The organism is Pseudomonas sp. Tav-5-1A (assembly GCF_055755055.1).
Genome location: NZ_CM146901.1, coordinates 5,788,316 through 5,807,008 on the forward strand (window position 1 = coordinate 5,788,316; position 18,693 = coordinate 5,807,008).

General features: G+C 59.3%; 18 protein-coding genes and 1 pseudogene. 7 read left to right on the plus strand and 12 right to left on the minus strand.

Annotated features, from left to right (window positions below; translation table 11 throughout):
- Positions 1–31 precede the first annotated feature (31 nt).
- A complete protein-coding gene (locus tag AC0J42_RS26715; RefSeq protein WP_473004522.1) occupies positions 32–3,862 on the plus strand; it encodes a sensor domain-containing protein in 3,831 nt (1,276 codons plus the stop codon).
- A 190-nt stretch (positions 3,863–4,052) separates the two neighbouring features.
- Positions 4,053–5,306, plus strand: a complete 1,254-nt coding sequence (gene glyA / locus AC0J42_RS26720) for a serine hydroxymethyltransferase (protein ID WP_416426975.1) — start codon at positions 4,053–4,055, stop codon at positions 5,304–5,306.
- A 118-nt stretch (positions 5,307–5,424) separates the two neighbouring features.
- Here the strand turns inward: glyA and AC0J42_RS26725 are convergent, their stop codons facing one another.
- The 4 genes from AC0J42_RS26725 to AC0J42_RS26740 all read right to left on the minus strand — a co-directional run bounded on the left by AC0J42_RS26725 (position 5,425) and on the right by AC0J42_RS26740 (position 10,092).
- Positions 5,425–6,648: a phospholipase D-like domain-containing protein gene (locus tag AC0J42_RS26725; RefSeq protein ID WP_473004523.1), complete on the minus strand. Its 1,224-nt coding sequence runs from the start codon at positions 6,646–6,648 to the stop codon at positions 5,425–5,427.
- A gap of 63 nt (positions 6,649–6,711) precedes the next feature.
- On the minus strand, positions 6,712–7,674 hold the full coding sequence (gene yjiA / locus AC0J42_RS26730) for a GTPase (protein WP_473004524.1): 963 nt from the start codon (positions 7,672–7,674) through the stop codon (positions 6,712–6,714).
- A gap of 135 nt (positions 7,675–7,809) precedes the next feature.
- A complete protein-coding gene (locus AC0J42_RS26735) occupies positions 7,810–8,007 on the minus strand; it encodes a YbdD/YjiX family protein (protein ID WP_416426978.1) in 198 nt (65 codons plus the stop codon).
- An 18-nt stretch (positions 8,008–8,025) separates the two neighbouring features.
- Positions 8,026–10,092, minus strand: coding sequence for a carbon starvation CstA family protein (locus tag AC0J42_RS26740; RefSeq protein WP_416426979.1), 2,067 nt, complete (start codon positions 10,090–10,092; stop codon positions 8,026–8,028).
- Between the two features lie 217 nt (positions 10,093–10,309).
- On the opposite strand from AC0J42_RS26740, the gene AC0J42_RS26745 reads away from it, so the two are divergent.
- Together AC0J42_RS26745 and AC0J42_RS26750 are read left to right on the plus strand one after the other, a co-directional pair.
- A complete protein-coding gene (locus AC0J42_RS26745; protein WP_473004525.1) occupies positions 10,310–10,759 on the plus strand; it encodes a methyltransferase family protein in 450 nt (149 codons plus the stop codon).
- A gap of 42 nt (positions 10,760–10,801) precedes the next feature.
- Positions 10,802–11,170, plus strand: coding sequence for a PilZ domain-containing protein (locus tag AC0J42_RS26750; RefSeq protein ID WP_416426981.1), 369 nt, complete (start codon positions 10,802–10,804; stop codon positions 11,168–11,170).
- 170 nt (positions 11,171–11,340) lie between these two features.
- Here the strand turns inward: AC0J42_RS26750 and AC0J42_RS26755 are convergent, their stop codons facing one another.
- Positions 11,341–11,718 (minus strand): hypothetical protein, encoded by a 378-nt coding sequence (locus AC0J42_RS26755; protein ID WP_473004526.1) that lies wholly within the window; start codon positions 11,716–11,718, stop codon positions 11,341–11,343.
- Between the two features lie 220 nt (positions 11,719–11,938).
- Here AC0J42_RS26755 and AC0J42_RS26760 point away from each other — a divergent pair, with 220 nt between their 5' ends.
- The 3 genes from AC0J42_RS26760 to AC0J42_RS26770 all read left to right on the plus strand — a co-directional run bounded on the left by AC0J42_RS26760 (position 11,939) and on the right by AC0J42_RS26770 (position 13,348).
- Positions 11,939–12,514 (plus strand): RNA 2'-phosphotransferase, encoded by a 576-nt coding sequence (locus AC0J42_RS26760; RefSeq protein WP_473004527.1) that lies wholly within the window; start codon positions 11,939–11,941, stop codon positions 12,512–12,514.
- A 272-nt stretch (positions 12,515–12,786) separates the two neighbouring features.
- On the plus strand, positions 12,787–13,062 hold the full coding sequence (locus AC0J42_RS26765) for a BrnT family toxin (protein ID WP_473006906.1): 276 nt from the start codon (positions 12,787–12,789) through the stop codon (positions 13,060–13,062).
- Positions 13,040–13,348 carry a BrnA antitoxin family protein gene (locus AC0J42_RS26770; RefSeq protein WP_473004529.1) on the plus strand — a complete coding sequence of 103 codons (309 nt, stop codon included), beginning with the start codon at positions 13,040–13,042 and terminating at the stop codon, positions 13,346–13,348. The genes AC0J42_RS26765 and AC0J42_RS26770 overlap by 23 nt, the downstream gene beginning before the upstream one ends.
- 151 nt (positions 13,349–13,499) lie before the next feature.
- Here AC0J42_RS26770 and AC0J42_RS26775 read toward each other — a convergent pair whose 3' ends face one another.
- The 7 genes and pseudogenes from AC0J42_RS26775 to cdiI all read right to left on the minus strand — a co-directional run.
- Positions 13,500–13,724 (minus strand): DUF3077 domain-containing protein, encoded by a 225-nt coding sequence (locus AC0J42_RS26775; RefSeq protein WP_473004530.1) that lies wholly within the window; start codon positions 13,722–13,724, stop codon positions 13,500–13,502.
- Between the two features lie 236 nt (positions 13,725–13,960).
- The gene (locus tag AC0J42_RS26780) at positions 13,961–14,590 is read right to left on the minus strand and encodes a hypothetical protein (protein ID WP_473004531.1); all 630 of its coding nucleotides are present in this window, start codon (positions 14,588–14,590) and stop codon (positions 13,961–13,963) included.
- A gap of 505 nt (positions 14,591–15,095) precedes the next feature.
- Positions 15,096–15,677, minus strand: coding sequence for a hypothetical protein (locus tag AC0J42_RS26785; protein WP_473004532.1), 582 nt, complete (start codon positions 15,675–15,677; stop codon positions 15,096–15,098).
- Between the two features lie 588 nt (positions 15,678–16,265).
- Positions 16,266–16,736 (minus strand): hypothetical protein, encoded by a 471-nt coding sequence (locus AC0J42_RS26790; protein ID WP_473004533.1) that lies wholly within the window; start codon positions 16,734–16,736, stop codon positions 16,266–16,268.
- 512 nt (positions 16,737–17,248) lie between these two features.
- Positions 17,249–17,536 carry a hypothetical protein gene (locus tag AC0J42_RS26795; protein WP_473004534.1) on the minus strand — a complete coding sequence of 96 codons (288 nt, stop codon included), beginning with the start codon at positions 17,534–17,536 and terminating at the stop codon, positions 17,249–17,251.
- Between the two features lie 8 nt (positions 17,537–17,544).
- A complete protein-coding gene (locus tag AC0J42_RS26800) occupies positions 17,545–17,682 on the minus strand; it encodes a hypothetical protein (protein ID WP_473004535.1) in 138 nt (45 codons plus the stop codon).
- 429 nt (positions 17,683–18,111) lie between these two features.
- Positions 18,112–18,285, minus strand: a pseudogene (gene cdiI, locus AC0J42_RS26805) (ribonuclease toxin immunity protein CdiI); the annotation flags it as partial.
- Positions 18,286–18,693 lie beyond the last annotated feature (408 nt).

Here is an 18,693-nt window from a genome sequence, read left to right on the forward strand (position 1 = left end):
GCCACAGCCAGCCAGACCGCAGGATCACAGTTTGACCAACCTCAACCAGCCGTCATCCCTGCGCTCCCCGATCAACGCGACCGGCGAGCCGACGCGCGGCACCTTAAAAAGCGCCCTGGCCCTGCTGGCCTTGCTGCTGACCCTGCTGGTGTGGCAACTGCTGGACCAATTCAAGCATAGCGTTGCCGACCAACGGCAGCGCACCCTGGACTACACCACGGTGCTGGGCGAGCACCTGGGGCTGAACATGGCCCTCAAGGGCCAACAGGCGCTGTACCGCGCCACCAGCGGCGACGCGCAGACGCCCCAGGGCGTGCAGGCGCTGCTGCAGGCGCACCTGCCGGCCCTGCAGAGCGTGGCCCGGCTCGACAGCCAGGGCAACGTGCTCGCCGACAACGGCCATGCCGCCGCCGGCTACGACCTGCCCAGCCTGGTGAAGCGCAGCCTGGGCGAGAGCTTCCACTTCAGCCAGAGCCCCGACGCCCATCAGGTATACCTGCTGCTCAGCGCCAGCGAGCGCCCCGGCGAAGGCTACTGGCTGCTGCGCCTGGACACCTCCATCTATTCCATCCTCACTCACCGGGTCGACCCTACCGCCCCGCCGCGCTGGCTGCTGGAAAGCCGCGAGCCGGCGCTGGTGCTGCAACGCGACCCGGCCAGCAGCGAGACCGGCCTGGCCCTGAGCGCCCGCGAGCAGGCCCAGAGCGTCACCAGCGTGCCGCTGGCCAACACCGACTGGCAACTGCGCACGCTGTTCGACGAACACGACGCCGAGTTGCAACTGCTGCCCGCCCTGATCGGCAAGTTCCTGCTGCTGGGCGCCTGCTCGCTGCTGCCGCTGCTGGCGCTGTTCAACCTGCGCCGCCGCCAGCGCCAGCTGCATGAAGACCGCCGCCGCTACCAGGACATCTTCGAGGGCACCGGCGTGGCGCTGTGCGTGCTCGACCTGTGCGCCCTGCAAGACTTCCTCGCCGCCAACGGCATCGCCACCCCTGCCGAGCTGGACACCTGGCTGGCGGCCCAGCCGGCACGCCGCGAGGCGCTGATGCAGCAGCTGCGCATCACCGAAGTCAACCAGATGGCCCTGGGCCTGCTCAACGTCGAAGACAGCCAGGGCGCCTGGCAGCGCCTGTTCGGCAGCGACCGGCTGGACAACGCCAGCGTCGGCCGCCAACTGCTGGACACCCTGTTGGGCGAGCAGCGTGAGCTGGAAACCGAAATTCGCATCAACGACCGCCTGGGCCAGCACCAGTACCTGTGGCTGACCCTGCGCCTGCCCCACGCCAGCGGCGACCACGGCTCGGTGATCCTCAGCATCAACGACGTCACCAGCCGCAAGAGCGTCGAGCTGTCACTGGTGGAACGCGAAGGTTTCTGGTCGGACGTGGTGCGCACCGTGCCCGACCACCTGTACGTGCAGGACGTGTTGAGCCAGCGCATGATCTACAGCAACCACCATTTGGGCCAGACCCTGGGCTTCAGCAAGGCCGAGCTCGTGCAGATGGGCGAATACTTCTGGGAGATCCTGCTGCACCCCGAGGACGCCGGCGACTACCAGCGCATGCGCCTGGCCCGGCGCCAGGACGCCGACCTGCAGCTGCTGCAGTGCCAACTGCGGTTCAAGCACAAGGACGGCCGCTGGCTGCGCTTCGACATCCGCGAACAAGCCCTGGCCCGCGACAGCGAAGGCCGCGCCACGCGCATCATCGGCGTGGCCAAGGACGTCACCGAACAGATCGAGGCCAGCGAGTCCCTGCGCGACAGCGAGCAGCGCTACCGCATGCTGGCCGAAAGCATCAGCGACGTGATCTTCTCCACCGACAGCCAGCTGGCCCTCAACTACGTCAGCCCCTCGGTGCAGGCAGTGCTGGGCTACGACGTGAAGTGGGTGTTCGACAACGGCTGGCAATCCACCATCGCCAACCCGCAGCAGCTGACCGGCATCTACCAGCTGATCGAACGGGTCAGCAAGGTGCTGGACCAGCCCGAGGAACTGGCGGCCCTGCGCAACCAGCTGACCACCCAATTGTTCGTGCTCGACTGCCTGCGCGGCGATGGCCGCAAGATCCCCATCGAGCTGCGCCTGGTGCTGGTGTGGGACGACCACGGCACCTTCGAGGGCATCCTCGGCGTGGCCCGCGATATCAGCCAGCAGCGCCGCGCCGAGAAAGACCTGCGCATGGCCGCCACGGTTTTCGAGCACTCCACCTCCGCCATCCTGATCACCGACCCGGCTGGCTACATCGTGCAGGCCAACGAGGCGTTCAGCCGCGTCAGCGGCTACGAAGTGGCGCAGGTGCTGGACCAACTGCCGACCATGCTCACCGTCGACCAGGAGCAACAGGCGCACCTGAGCTACGTGATCAAGCAGCTGCACACCCGCGGCACTTGGGAAGGCGAGGTGTGGCTCAAGCGCCGCAGTGGCGAACATTACCCGGCCTGGGTGGGCATCACCGCAGTGTTCGACGACGAAGGCGACCTGGCCAGCTACGTGTGTTTCTTCAGCGACATCAGCGAGCGCAAGGCCAGCGAACAGCGCATTCACCGCCTGGCCTATTACGACGCCCTCACCCACCTGCCCAACCGCACGCTGTTCCAGGACCGCCTGCACACCGCGCTGCAGCAGGCCGAGCGGCAGAAGTCGTGGGTGGTGCTGATGTTCCTCGACCTCGACCGTTTCAAGCCGATCAACGACTCCCTGGGCCACGCCGCCGGCGACCGCATGCTCAAGGAAATGGCCACGCGCCTGCTGGCCTGCGTGGACGACGAAGACACCGTGGCGCGCATGGGCGGCGACGAGTTCACCCTGCTGCTGCAACCGCGGGCCACCCGCGAGGCGGCGCTGAACCGCGCCATCCACGTGGCTGAGCAGATTCTCACCAGCCTGGTGACGCCGTTCGTGCTGGAGAACCGCGAATTCTTCGTCACCGCCAGTATCGGCATCGCCCTCAGCCCGCAGGACGGCAGCGAGCTGAGCCAGCTGATGAAGAACGCCGACACCGCCATGTACCACGCCAAGGAACGCGGCAAGAACAACTTCCAGTTCTACCAGGCCGACATGAACGCCAGCGCCCTGGAGCGCCTGGAGCTGGAAAGCGACCTGCGCCACGCCCTGGAGCAGAAAGAGTTCGTGCTGTACTACCAGCCGCAGTTCAGCGGCGACGGCAAGCGCCTGACCGGCGCCGAGGCGCTGCTGCGCTGGCGCCACCCCCGCCGCGGCCTGGTGCCGCCGGGCGACTTCATCCCGGTGCTCGAGGAGCTGGGCCTGGTGGTGGACGTCGGCGACTGGGTGCTGACCGAGGCCTGCCGCCAGCTGCGCGCCTGGCACCAGGCCAAGGTGCGCGTGCCCAAGGTGTCGGTGAACATCTCGGCACGGCAGTTCTCCGACGGCCAGCTGGGCACGCGCATCGCCAACATCCTCAAGGAAACCGGCCTGCCGCCGGCCTGCCTGGAGCTGGAACTGACCGAAAGTATCCTGATGCGCGAAGTCAACGAAGCGATGCAGATCCTCGACAGCCTGAAGTTCCTGGGCCTGAGCATCGCGGTGGACGACTTCGGCACCGGCTACTCGTCGCTCAACTACCTCAAGCAGTTCCCCATCGACGTGCTGAAAATCGACCGCACCTTCGTCGACGGCCTGCCCGAGGGCGAGCAGGACGCGCAGATCGCCCGCGCCATCATCGCCATGGCCCACAGCCTGAACCTGGCGGTGATCGCCGAGGGCGTGGAAACCCACGAGCAGCTGGACTTCCTGCGCGAGCATGGCTGCGACGAGGTGCAGGGCTACCTGTTCGGCCGGCCCATGCAGGCCAGCCGCTTCGAGGCGCAGTTCAGCAACGACGCGCTGTTCATGTTCGACTGAACAGTGTGGGAGCTGGCTTGCCAGCGAGCTTGTGGAGCCCCCAAAGAACTCGCTGGCAAGCCAGCTCCCACAGAAGCGTCATGAACACCACTCGTCAAGGCAATGACTGCCTTTCATATGCCAGATAAAACGCGATGGGGTAGAATGCGCGCCTGATCACCTTTTTCCAGCACGATCCTTGAGGACCGCCATGTTCAGCCGTGATTTGACCCTTGCCAAGTTCGACGCCGATCTCTTTGCCGCCATGGAGCAAGAAGCTCAGCGCCAGGAAGAGCACATCGAGCTGATCGCCTCGGAGAACTACACCAGCCCAGCCGTCATGGAAGCCCAAGGCTCGGTGCTGACCAACAAGTACGCCGAAGGCTACCCAGGCAAGCGCTACTACGGCGGCTGCGAGTACGTCGACGTGGTTGAGCAACTGGCCATCGACCGTGCCAAGCAGCTGTTCGGCGCCGACTACGCCAACGTCCAGCCGCACGCCGGCTCCCAGGCCAACGCCGCCGTCTACCTGGCCCTGCTGCAGGCCGGCGACACCATCCTGGGCATGAGCCTGGCCCACGGCGGTCACCTGACCCACGGTGCCAGCGTTTCCTCGTCGGGCAAGCTGTACAACGCTGTCCAGTACGGCATCGACGCCAACGGCCTGATCGACTACGACGAAGTCGAGCGCCTGGCCGTCGAGCACAAGCCGAAGATGGTCGTGGCCGGTTTCTCCGCCTACTCGCAAGTGCTGGACTTCGCCCGCTTCCGCGAAATCGCCGACAAGGTAGGTGCCTACCTGTTCGTCGACATGGCCCACGTGGCCGGCCTGGTCGCCGCTGGCGTCTACCCCAACCCTGTGCCGTTCGCCGACGTGGTCACCACCACTACCCACAAGACCCTGCGCGGTCCACGTGGCGGCCTGATCCTGGCGCGCGCCAACGCCGACATCGAGAAGAAGCTGAACTCCGCCGTGTTCCCAGGCGCCCAGGGCGGCCCACTGGAGCACGTCATCGCCGCCAAGGCCGTGTGCTTCAAGGAAGCGCTGCAGCCTGAGTTCAAGGCCTACCAGCAACAAGTGGTGAAGAACGCCCAGGCCATGGCCGGCGTGTTCATCGAGCGCGGCTTCGACGTGGTGTCGGGCGGTACTCAGAACCACCTGTTCCTGCTGTCCCTGATCAAGCAGGAAATCTCCGGCAAAGACGCCGACGCTGCCCTGGGCAAGGCGTTCATCACCGTGAACAAGAACTCGGTGCCAAACGACCCACGCTCCCCGTTCGTCACCTCGGGCCTGCGCTTCGGCACCCCGGCCGTGACCACTCGCGGCTTCAAGGAAGCAGAGTGCAAGGAACTGGCCGGCTGGATCTGCGACATCCTGGCGGACCTGAACAACGAAGCGGTGATTGACGCCGTTCGCGAGAAGGTCAAGGCCATCTGCGCCAAGCTGCCGGTCTACGGCAACTGATAGCAGCACCCTGACGCAAAAAAAACCGGCTCATCGAGCCGGTTTTTTTATGCCCGCACAACCCGTAGCAGCGGCCAAAGGCCGCGTCCAGGGGGCCGGACGCAGCCTGCGGCAGCTGCTACGGGGTGCCGGGGTGGGGGGTTGGGTATGTTTTGTCCAGTTGTAGCGGGTGCGCGTAGGGGCTGTCCCACAGTTGGGCATGCAGCTGGCCTACGCGCGTGGCCATGGCCGGGTTGCGCATCACCACCTCCAAGTTGCGCGACTTGTCCATGTAGCCGCCCAGCCAGTTGCTGGTGCCCACCCAGGCGACCTGGCCGTCGATTTCCATGGTCTTGCTATGGGTGACCCGCGCGTAAGGGATGAAGCCCGTGGGCGCCTCGGGAATGGTGACGATGCGCACCTGCACGTTAGGCAGCACCGCCAGGCTTTTCAGATAGTCCAGCTCGGGCTCCGCGGTGTTCCAGTCGGACACCATCAGCTTCACCAGCACGCCGCGGGCTGCCGCAGCGCGCAGGGCGTTGTCGATAACCGGGTAATAAGGGCGGGTGTGGTCGGGGCCGTAGGACAGCGGCGCATAGTCCAGCAGCTGCACGCGCACCTCATGTTTGGCCTCGGCCAGCAGTTGTGGCAGCTCCTGTTCCGAGTCGCCCACACCCGGCGGGTTGAAGCGCGCCGGGCTGGCCACCAGGTAATTGCCGGTGCGTGGCGCAGGTGCGCCCTGGGCCGGCTGCGGCACCGGCTGGTGCTGGCTGAGGGCCTGCTCGGCGGCCCAGTCCTGGTTGAAGATGGCCTGCACCTGGGCGGCCATCTGCGCCTCGCTGATCAACACGCCGGTCTCGTGGATATGCTCCATCGAACGCCAGTCGAAATTCTGGCTGCCGACGAAAGCCCGCGTGCCGTCCACCACCATGAACTTGGCGTGGATGATGCCGTTGCCGGTCAGCTGCGCGTAGGGCAGCACGGCGAAGCTCAGGTTGGGGATGGCCCGCAGCCGCGCCAGGGTGGCCGGGTCGGAGAGCTTCTGGCCCTTGTCTTCCAGCAGGAAGCGGATCTTCACCCCGCGTTCGCCAGCGGCCTGCAGGTGCTTGATCACCTGCTCCATCACCGAACCTGAGTGGTCCACGGCGTAGAACTGTTCGATGTCGATGCTGTGGCGGGCGTTGTCGAACAGCTGCATCCACACCGGCCCCGGCGCGCGCAGGTCGGGGGTTTGCAGGGTGGTGGCCAGCGGCACCGTGTGCACCAGCTCGAAGCCGGGAATGCTGGAATCGGCGCGTGCCGCCGGCAGTGCCAGCAACAGGGCAAGGGCCAACCATGGCCGTGGGGTATGGCGTGAACGCATCGGTGCTCCGCTGTCAGGGGGTGGGCAGGGGCGCCACGCTAACAGCGAAACATGACCGATCGGTTAAGCCTGCAACGCGGCAAAGCCGGCGCGGATCTTTTCCTCGGGCAGGTCGTCGGCGATGAACACCATCACGCTCTCGCGTGCCTCCCCCGGGGCCCACTCGGTGTCCCAGTCGAAGCCGTACAGCTTGAGCACGCCCTGGAACACCAGGCGGCGGTCTTCGCCGGCGATGTTCAGCACGCCCTTGTAGCGCAGCAGCTGGCGGCCGTGGTCTTCCAGCAGCTGGTTCATGAAGTCGCTGAGGCGGTCGATGTCCAGCGGTTGGTCGGTGCGCAGCACCAGACTGCTGATGCGGTCCAGGCTGCCGGCGGCCACCACCGGGCGCAGATTGAGGCTGGCGTTGAGGTTGAAGCCGCGCACGTCCAGCAGCTCGGCCAGGTCGATCTCGCCGTGCTGCACCACGCGCATCGGGGCGCGGCGGTTGATGCGGGTCAGGCGCTGGCCAAGGGCCTCGAAGGCCTGGGCACTGACCAGGTCGGTCTTGCTCACCAGCAGGCGGTCGGCAAAGCCCACTTGGGCCTGGGCGATGGTCTGCGCCAGATGCACGTCGGCGTTGGCGGCGTCCACCAGGGTGATGATGCCGTCGAGGATGTAGCGCTCGCGCAGTTCCTCGTCGATGAAAAAGGTCTGCGCCACAGGCGCGGGGTCGGCCAGGCCGGTGCACTCGATCACCAGGCGGTCGAAGGCCAGCTCGCCGCTGTCCAGGCGTTCCAGCAGCAGGAACAGCGCCTTGGTCAGGTCGGTGTGGATGGTGCAGCAGACGCAGCCGTTGGCCAGGGTCATGACCTGCACCGGGGCGTCGCCCAGCAGCTGGGTGTCGATGCCGGCGTCGCTGAATTCGTTCTCGATGACGGCTATTTTCAGACCGTGCTCGGCCTTGAGCAGGTGGCGCAGCAAGGTGGTCTTGCCGGCGCCCAGGAAGCCGCTGAGGATGGTGACGGGAATGGGGGAAGACAAATGCATACTCCAAGGTAACCCCCGTAGCAGCTGCCGCCAGGCTGCGTCACAGGCGCCGCACATAGCAGACGCAGCCTGCGGCAGCTGCTACGGGGGTGTCACAAAAAAACATGCCCCCGGCAAGTGGGGGCATGGGTCAAATCAACAACACTTCGGCCCGCCCTTGCCGCCGTAGCGGGCCTCCTGGCGTTCGCGGAAGAACGCCTCGTAGTCCATCACCGGCTTGTCCGGGTGCTTGGCCTGCATGTGCGCTACGTAGTTGTCGTAGTCGGGCATGCCGACCATCAGGCGCGCGGCCTGCCCCAGGTATTTGCCCAGCCGGCTCAGGTCATTGAACATGTCTGCCTACCTCGTTCATCACGCGTCCGGGACCGCCTGGAAAGGCGATTCCTTGTCGGTGCGCTCGGTCTTGCCCCAGGCCGCGATACCGACCTTGATGGCATAGAACAGGATCGCGAACACCACGAACAGGAACAGCCCGGTCAGCGCCGCGTTGGTGTACGCGTTGAAGATCACGTGCTGCATCTGGTTGATGTCCTTGGCCGGGGCAACGATCTGCCCGGCGTCCAGCGCCGCGCTGTATTTCTTCGCCAGGGCCAGGAAACCGATGGCCGGGTTGGCGTCGAACAGCTTGATGAAGCCCGCGGTAGTGGTGCAGATCAGCAGCCACACAGCGGGAATCAACGGCACCCAGATGTAGCGCTGGCGCTTCATCTTGATCAGCACCACCACGCCCAGCATCAGCGCGATACCGGCCAGCATCTGGTTGGAGATACCGAACAGCGGCCACAGGGTGTTGATGCCGCCCAGCGGGTCGACCACGCCTTGATACAGCAGGTAACCCCACAGCGCCACGCAACCGGCGGTGCCGATGATGTTGGCGGTCCACGACTCGGTGCGCTTCAGCGCCGGCACGAACGAGCCCAGCAGGTCCTGCAGCATGAAGCGCCCGGCACGGGTGCCGGCGTCTACTGCGGTGAGGATGAACAGCGCCTCGAACAGGATCGCGAAGTGGTACCAGAACGCCATGGTGTTCTCACCCGGCAGCACGTGGTGCAGGATCTGCGCGATACCCACGGCCAGGGTCGGCGCGCCACCGGCACGGGCCAGGATGGTGTTCTCGCCAATGTCGTGGGCCACGGCCGTCAGGGCGTCCGGGGTAATGGCAAAGCCCCAGTTGCTGACGGCGGTCGCCACCGCCACCACGTCAGTACCGACCACGGCGGGCGGGCTGTTCATGGCGAAGTACACGCCTGGCTCGATCACCGAGGCAGCCACCATGGCCATGATCGCCACGAAGGATTCCATCAGCATGCCGCCGTAACCGATGTAGCGGGCGTTGGTTTCGTTATCCAGCAGCTTGGGCGTGGTGCCCGAGGCAATCAGCGCGTGGAAGCCCGACACCGCGCCACAGGCAATGGTAATGAACAGGAACGGGAACAGGCCGCCCTTCCACACCGGGCCGGTGCCGTCGATGAACTGGGTCAGCGCCGGCATTTTCAGCACCGGGGTGGTGATCAGGATGCCGATCGCCAGGGCAATGATGGTGCCGATCTTCAGGAAGGTCGACAGGTAGTCACGCGGCGCCAGCACCAGCCATACCGGCAGCACCGCCGACACCGCGCCGTAGCCGATCAGCATCCAGGTGATCTGGATGCCGGTGAAGCTGAAGATCTTGTTCCACGCCGGATCAGCGGCAATCTGGCCCCCCAGCCAGATCGAGCCCAGCAGCAGCAACACGCCGATGATCGAGATCTCGCCGATGCGGCCCGGGCGGATGTAGCGCATGTACACGCCCATGAACATCGCGATCGGGATGGTCGCCATCACCGTGAACATGCCCCATGGGCTGTCGGCCAGGGCCTTGACCACGATCAGCGCCAGCACCGCGAGGATGATGATCATGATCAGGAAGCAGCCGAACAGGGCGATGGTGCCGGGAATGCGGCCCATCTCCTCGCGCACCATGTCCCCCAGCGAGCGCCCGTTGCGCCGCGTGGACATGAACAGCACCAGGAAGTCCTGCACCGCGCCGGCCAGCACCACGCCGGCGATCAGCCACAGCGTGCCGGGCAGGTAGCCCATCTGCGCGGCCAGCACCGGGCCCACCAGCGGCCCTGCGCCAGCAATGGCGGCAAAGTGGTGACCAAAGAGGATGTGCTTGTTGGTCGGCACATAGTCCAGACCGTCGTTGTTGAGCACCGCCGGCGTGGCCCGACGCGGGTCGAGCTGCATCACGGTGTTGGCGATGAAGAGGCTGTAGTAACGGTAGGCAACCAGGTAGATAGCCACCGCCGCCACCACAATCCACAGTGCGTTGACCGCTTCGCCGCGGCGCAACGCCACGACGCCGAGGGCGCACGCTCCCAGTACTGCCACGATCAGCCATGGCAGATGGCGGAGCGGACTATTGTTGTTGTTCATTTTTTTTATTCCAACCAAGTGGATACGAAAGTCAGCCCTGCGAGTCTAGCGAGACTGCACGGAAAGACCACCCCTTACGTTGGTCTAGAGCCTTCTTTTACAGGACGACCATCATTTTTATCCGCCCTTGCGTGGCACTTGGCAAGCACCAGCAGACCAGTGAACACCGCGGCCAAACGCCGGTCGCAATAAGTAAGCCCCGCACAGGAATGCCCCCATGCCCAAGGCTCCGTTTCCACCGCCGCTGCTGTACCTGACCTTCATCGCCGTGGCCATCGCGTTGAGCTACGCCCTGCCCCTGCCCGTGCCCGACACCAGTTGGACCCGCGCCACTGGCGTGGCCCTGATAGTGCTGGGCCAGGGCCTGTCGTTCTGGGCCATGCTGCGCTTCAAGCGCCAGGCCACCAGCCCCAGCAACTTCGAACAGCCGGACCAATTGCTGCAAAACGGCCCCTTCGCCGTGTCACGCAACCCGGTGAACCTGGGCGACACCCTGTCCTACGCCGGCATCGGCGTGCTGCTGAGCAGCCTGTGGCCATGGCTGCTGCTGCCCGCCCTGATCGCCATCATGAACCGCGCCGTCATCCGGCCGGACGAGGCGCAGCTGGAGCAACAGTTCGGCGACACCTATCGTCAGTATTGTCGACGGGTTCGAAGATGGCTTTGAGACACTAAGCTATAGTCAGGGGAATCGCAGAGGGCCGCAGCCATGACCGATACCCACGACGAGCGCCGCCGCTTCAAGCGCGTCGCCTTCGACGCCAAGACCCAGATCAGCCAGGGCGACCGCAACTGGTCGGTGAAACTCATCGACCTGTCCCTGCGCGGCGCCCTGATCCAGCGGCCTGACCACTGGGACGTCGACCCGCGCAAGCACTTCCAGATCAACATCCACCTCACCGACCTGATCGAAGTGCGCATGGACGCGGAATTGCGCCATGAAGAGCATGGGCACCTGGGGTTTGCGTGCCTGCACATTGGCCTGGAAGATATTGGCCATTTGCGCCGGATCATCGAGTTGAATCTCGGGGATATGGAGGAGCTGGAGCGGGAGTTGGGGGCGTTGGTGGAGGTTTGAGGGGGAAGCTGCCCCCAGGACTGTAGCCGCTGCCGCCAGGCTGCGCTGGCCAGTTGCCTCACCATAGACTCAATCTTCGGCACCGGTTACATCAGCGCTCTCTGCGCGATGCACACCTACCTGCCGGCTGCCTGAGCGCGAGAATGCCCGAAGCCACTGCACCCGTGCCGCTACACACCAGTCTCATCAAGCTTGCAAAGGACGAACGCACTATCTGAAGCGAAAACACTCAATTCAATGGAATCAAATCTGTTTTTATCAGTGCCTTGTAGTACAAATTCGCTGAGCGAGGCCTTCACATCGGAGCATATTTCCAAAAAATACTCATCACCTCCTACCACGCTCAACCCGCGATCAAATCCAACCTTGAAAATAGAAACCCAGAAAAACAAAGACATCAAAGTTGAGCCAGGGCCGCCAAAGCAATCCATTTCATCGCTGGCAAAATGGAATGCTGCCAGACTGCTATAGCTCCGCTCCGACATAGCGAATTCGTACAGCCCCCTCGCAACCTGCAACGCATCCAGGTACCCATCCCATTTTGTCATTGCTCATCTCTAGTAAATATATTCAGCTGAATGACTGGATTACGGACCATTTCCCGTGGATCTAGTGCGCTGACGCGTTAACCGAGCCTGCGAACACCTCCAATAGATTCTTCGAAACGCTCATTCCAGCCATCCGAACAAAACCAGAAGTCTCCTACAAACCGTAGGGAAACCTTCCCAATGGATATCCCATCACCCAGCCCCCAAGGCAGGAAGTACCATGAACAGCACCGCCCTCAACGACCTCAGCAAATTCCTCAGCTACGTCCTACGCCACGAGCCCCAAGCCATCGGCCTTACCCTGGACAGCGAAGGCTGGGCCGACCTCGACCAACTCATCCGCGGCGCAGCCACCCAGGGCCGCACCCTGAACCGAGACCAGATCCAAGCCGTAGTCGACACCAGCGACAAAAAACGCTTCGCCCTGTCCAGCGACGGCCAGCGCATACGCGCCGTGCAAGGCCACTCCACCACCAGCGTCAACCTGCAGCTAGAAGCACAAGAGCCACCGACCGTGCTCTACCATGGCACTGCCACCCGCTTTCTGGATTCCATCCGCGAACAAGGCCTGATCGCCGGCGCGCGCCACCACGTGCACCTGGCTGCAGACATCACTACGGCAGCGGCCGTGGGGCAGCGCTATGGCAAGCCTGTGGTGCTGCGCATCGAGACACAGGCGATGCAGCAGCAGGGCTTCACGTTCTTTCGAGCGGAGAATGGGGTGTGGTTGGTGGAACGCGTGCCTGCGCAATTTCTGAGGCTGGACACGGAAAAGGCGGAACCAAGCCAAGGCTGACGGGTTATGAAAATGCGCCGCCAGTTTCTGCGCGCATCCCCCACCCCAAGCAAGCTCTGTAGCCGCTGCCGCCAGGCTGCGCTGGCCAGCAGCCCCGCAGCCCATGCCAAGCGTGCACCTGCGTCCGGAACAATTAACGCGCTCCCCCATCTTTGCGGCAGGTCTACCTCCCTCCCTCTCACCTTCTGTTTCTAAACGTTTTAGCCTCTTGCGCCCACACCTCGCGACCACGATCATCGCTTGCCGAAATAATTATCGTGGCTACATTAACTGTGCGATTTCCGTACGATCCAGGAAAGAGCGCCCCTAACCTGGCAGAGCGTGAAATATCGTTTGATAGCGCCCAGGAGTTCGACTGGTCAACTGCCCAGGTGCGGCAGGATCTCAGGTTCGACTACGCCGAACCGCGTTACCAGGCAATTGGGTTTATCCACACACGTTTGCACGTGCTGATCTTCACACCGCGCGATAACACGGTGCACGTCATCAGCCTCCGCAAGGCAAACAAACGAGAGGTTCGAGGCTATGCACAAGTCCACCAAATCTGACCAACCGGATGCAGTCAGCCCTGAATGGTCCGACGCCGACTTCGCGCAGGCCAGGCCCGCCAGTGAAGTGCTTCCTGAGCTATTTGGGGCACTGCAAGCACGTGAAATGCTGAAACCCAAGCGCGGTCGGCCGAAAGCCGAGGTGTGCAAAGAACACGTAAACCTTCGGTTGGATGCCTCCGTGCTGGATGCCTTTCGCGACTCGGGCCCAGGCTGGCAAACCAGGCTGAACGCTGCCCTGGCGGACTGGCCCACCCACCACTCGCCCGCCGACCTGACGCGATAAACCGCTGATCCCATCCCCTGTAGCCGCTGCCGAAGGCTGCGCTGGCCAGCCGCCTCACCCTGGATCCCAGGGGTAAAGTCCAACCTTCGGCAACGGCTTTATCAGCCGTTCATCCCCTCCACCACGGCGTCCACCAGCGCCTGGGCGCTGACTACCAACTCAAGCACCGCCACACCAGCGCGGTGTTGGGGTGACCGCTGTCGGTGAATTCGTAGGCGGCTTCTTGGGCGCACTTCAACAGATGGGAAGCGCGGGTCAGGGCGTCCTCGGCGCTTATCCCACCGGAAACCTGGAACATTGGCTTGGCATCGGAGTCGGTCACGCCGAACGCGCGGTTGGTCGTGACATAGCTGGCCTCGCTGAATGAGGTGAGCATCGTAGGCTCTTGAATAACTCGGTCCATCGGTAACTCTCCTGATCAGGGTCGCCACATTGACCTGCTAACTGCCTGGAGCACGAGAATTCCCAAAGGCCCTGCGATCGCTCCAACTACACACCGGCCTCATCAAGCTTGCAAAGCACGAACGCACTTTCTGAAGAGAAAGCATGTAATCAAGTCTGCAACAACCCGCATACAGACGCAAACTCTGCCATTGATTCTCCGGGCGGAGCCTACTCGAACATCGATACCAAACCAGGATTAAAAAATATAATGCACCCCGCTTCAACATCATCAAACCCACCAAAAAACTTCACCACAACTGCACCACGACCCACAAGCAATTTTATAAAATTCCGATCACTTACCAAGTCCCCACTCCAACCATTCGCAACCAGCGCTGACAAATCAACCCCATCCGGTATCGCGACACAATAAACACAGTTTTCTCCAACCAAAAACTCTGAAGCATAGTTAGACTGAAACTCATCAACCTTAAGCATGCCATAAAAGCGTATCGCGCTCGGTCGTTCAAGACAAAACTCAAAAACACTAGCTTCACAATGTCGATCTGGATCATATCCATTGAGCCCCGACCAGAGTCTTTTATAACGGGTTATTCGGGTATCTTGCTGCCAAGCAGATTGCCCAACCAATAGCCACACCGTTAAATTCAAATGCTCCGACGAAAATACGAGTCGCAACTCTCGCAATAAAGACCTTGCCGAGCGGCGAAGGTCACTGCCTTTTACTTTCCAGACTCCTCCTCCAATGCGGCCTTTATCATCACCTAAAAACAAAGTATGCACCACATTAGGAAAGGACAAATCTATACTTGTATTTTTAAGCATTTTAGTAGTCATAGTGATTACCTGCCTAATCTGCCAGCCCATTCAACAAGCATACTATCTAATCCAGCTTTCGATCAGACTCAGCCAGCCAAAAACCCAAACTCAAATGCAAAACAAGCGACATTCGTCATCACAGAAGCATCTTGGATGCCGCACAGTCCCCACCACTTACTACCTGATACCACCCAAAACCCCGATAAAACATTTCCAGCTCTAAGAGCTTAATCAGCGTGATGAACGATACTCTAACGCTGCCCTTCAACGTTTTGACTACCGTGGGCATCAAGGTTTCGAAGGCCGCTCGCGCCTTAATATCCTTCGCCCAAGCTTCCCGCCTCGCAGGGATCCATCATGGCTGGCCATAGGGGCAAAAACTGGGCAGCCATCAGCTTAACGATAAAGACCGGTTTACTTCACTGCGCCAAATCACGCATCCAAGCTACTACGCGAAAGCCCACCAAAAAGAAATTAGACAAATAACTTTCCCTTGGAACACTTTAAACCTCGACATCTCCAGTCATGATATCTCAAGCCAGAAATTTTCGGACATTATATTCCACGCCCCCCACCCCGCCTTGCCATCATTCATACAAACACCTTCAACAAAATACCTGTCTCCTACCAACATTGAAGTAGCACTACTTACATAATCCTTCTCAAATCGACCTATTACCAGTTCAGAATTCGCCTCATATGCATCCAGCACCTCATGCACATGACTGATACGATCAAACACCAGCCAGCAGCCGCCAACGTATTCATGCATCGCGAACCTGCTTTCAGCTTTATTGCTGGAATAGACCCAGTCTCCGTCCTTGTTCTTCCCCCTCAGCAACTCGTCTTCAACCGCCCAATCAAAATATTCACTCCCCCTCACCGGATCATAAATATATCGGACAGGAAAGAACCTTTCCACCGAAGTACTTTCTTGCTGCTCACAACTTACAAAGTTGCACCCCGCTTCCGAAAAAAAATCCTTCATGAAAGGAAGGGCCAAGCCCTTAACCACATAAATCTTAAACCTATCCCCTTCAACAACAGCGACACCAAATACACAATCAAATAAAACTAGCGCACCAAAGTCCAAAAACACTCTCACTTTACTTTCTCCAATACGACAGTCTTCATACTATCCAAATTGGTAATTACGCTTCCATCAGCACGAACAAATATGTGAGACGCAAATCTCTTATCCAATGGACCATCCTGCACCACCTTTAGGCCTAGGTTGTTGAGTTCGGCCGGGGAGGGTAATTTTCCGTAGGGATTAGCAGCATTTGCGTTCACAAATATCCTGCCTCCAGGTTCCAGAACTCTAGTAGCTTCAGGCAAGAAATCCATCATTTGAAACGTCCCTCCGTCACTTTTAGGTATAAACGGATTACTCGCAATTACCTCTTTTACTGAATCATTTTTTAGAGGGAGGTTCCGCGCATCCGGCGACACACTCCAAGCGGACCGCTCAAAACCAAGCTACAAATCAAGTTTACGTTTTCATTGGAGAAGGCCGACTCACCTTTAAATTGCCCAAACACGTCAGACATCGCGCTCAGATACTCAGACGCGTTCGGCAACCCCGAATCAAATATAACCTTCCCCGCAACACCATTACTAGTGAAGTGCACAAAACATGCCCCCCCCCTGAACCATCCCTCCAGCCCCTTTTGCACCACTAAGCCTACATCTGTTACCTAAACATAATTGCGCATGGAAACTCACCTTCAATAACTTCAGGTGACCGGAAGTAATAAATCACCCTAAGGCTTTCCAAACTCTTATGAATAAATGCACCATCAGACATAACGCGATAAGATGCGCATTCCAAAAAATGATCAGGATCAAGGGATTTTAAGGCACTTCGGATGCTGCCGTAGTTCATTTCCGTCCCAAATGGAAGAAACTCGGCCGGAGGGGGACTCTTAGCCAGGTCATCATTTTCAACATCTTTAAAATAAACTCGCCGAAATGCCGACTCACTACATGCCCAGAAAATTGAAACAAGCGTTACCTTTTCTTTATCGCCTTCAAAAGAACTGTCTACCAGAAAATATTTCGAATCCGAAACCTTATAAACACCATCATCCAGGGCTATCCCACCCTCCAATAGATCAACGGAACTTTCAACACTTAACTTATGCAATAACGGACAATCAAACATCTTCAACCCTCCTAACCTATTGTGGCCATTTGAATATTCGCCCCTCAACCTGGCCTGCCTTCAACGCACTCTCTGCCGATACCTTAGCCTGCCCATCTGGCATGTTCTTTACAGAGTTGATGATCTCTGCCTGCCATGCCTGCAATTTAGATAGAGGTAGAGAAGATGGATATTTCCCACCGGGAGCACGATACTTGGCATCCCAAACAATTACAGATCGTGTTGCAGGATCATATGTAATGTAATCGGCCCCCGGTAGTTATGCCTTCCCTGGCCCAGAAATAGACACCCAGCCTGATTCAGGAGCTTTATTCCAGCCTCGCGCCTCACCGATTGCACCAATAAACTTAGAATATGGTGCCCATCCGTCGGTTACTTTTGCAATTATCCCTGACTCGGCTCGATTACTCGCTTCTGCACCATCGAAGCTCGCGTCGTTAGCGGCAGCTTATCCAATACTTACAACACTCACTTCTCCAGAAACCAAACCGGATGCATTGTCTTCAGCAACATCAGCTATCCTGCGTCAGTATCTTTACAAACTGCTCAAATACCTGAGAAATAGATTCTTCCTCTTCTGGAGAAAGCAACACATTCATAACCTGTTCATCAAGAACACAGTCATATATATCAATACCCACCCAACCTTCAGACCAAAATTCGACAGTTCCTAGCTTGTTAAAACCTTCCAACTCTATCCTTTCAAGGTCTCCAAAATCCCCACCAGCAAATGATGAGTACTCTAGAGAAAACCCCTTCAAATGTGGTTTTACGCGTTCATTAAACCAAGAGCCATCCATAAGGTTTCTCACTTCCTCTCTAGAACTTCAATATTCTTGACCGTCGGAAGATGCTCACCGCTCTGTTTATTAAGAAAAAACTGCTGAGACTTACCTGCATCAGGGCCAATAATTTTAAACCTGCCATCTTTGCCGCCTTGCAGCAAGCTGTTAGCTGGAACTTCAAACTCACCATGGACAGAGCCTTTGGGTGTAGCTCCCTATAAAGTTGGAAATGCCATTAATTGAAATAAAGTTTGTCCTCCAGCGCCTTGTGCAGGGGGGGCGGAATGATACTCCGCAGGCTTTTCTTGGTTTCCATATCCGTGATTAGTGTTATCCATTCTCTTAACCTGCCGGCCATACTGGCCGTAATCGTTCACAGATTTTTGCTGTTTCCCAGCCGCGGGAGTTTACCTCTACTGTGTCACACTCTCAATTCCAGGAGTCGTCTGATGCGGTTTCCTCCCGGTAAATACCTCGCCTGGAAACGTTCCTTCCGTTGCAGAAACTTTCGTCCGTCCGTCGCAACTGTACCTGCTATTTCTTTTGAACCAGATAGCCTCCGGTGGGCATAGCCTATTTGTGATTCGAAACTAGAAAGAGATCTGACCCAAGAGCTCTTTTACTTTCGCAGCATCTTCAAGATGGCGTTTAAGATGGTTCTCACACGCTAATCGAATGTATTCAGAACAAACAGCTTTTCTCACGACAACTGTATCTTCATCCTTAAGCGGATAGCCATAAGCAAATTCCACCCCCTCAAAATGCTTCTCATCAAACGGACTATTCCCATCAGAGGAGTTACAGTACGCCCCATCGGCACTGACCCCCTACCTCTTAACGATATAGCCAACCGCCTCCACGAAGCAGCCATGATTATACGTTCTCTCAAAATACCCTTTAACGGCCCAATAAGGATCTGACTCACCGTATGCCTGACCGGCAAGGAGATCAAGCAAGGCTCAGAAACTAGCCCACCACCTTTAACAGAGACCACACCCGCAGCGCTCAGGAGCGATTTAAACTGAGCCCTCACGTTACGTTCTCCGTCATCTTGACAATATATAACCCCAACACCTTCGACTTCCGTCCCCCCCGGAATTTTACGCTCGTTACGCTGCTCAATTTTTCCTCCCAGAATACTCTCCAGGACATCTCTACACTGTTCCCACTGG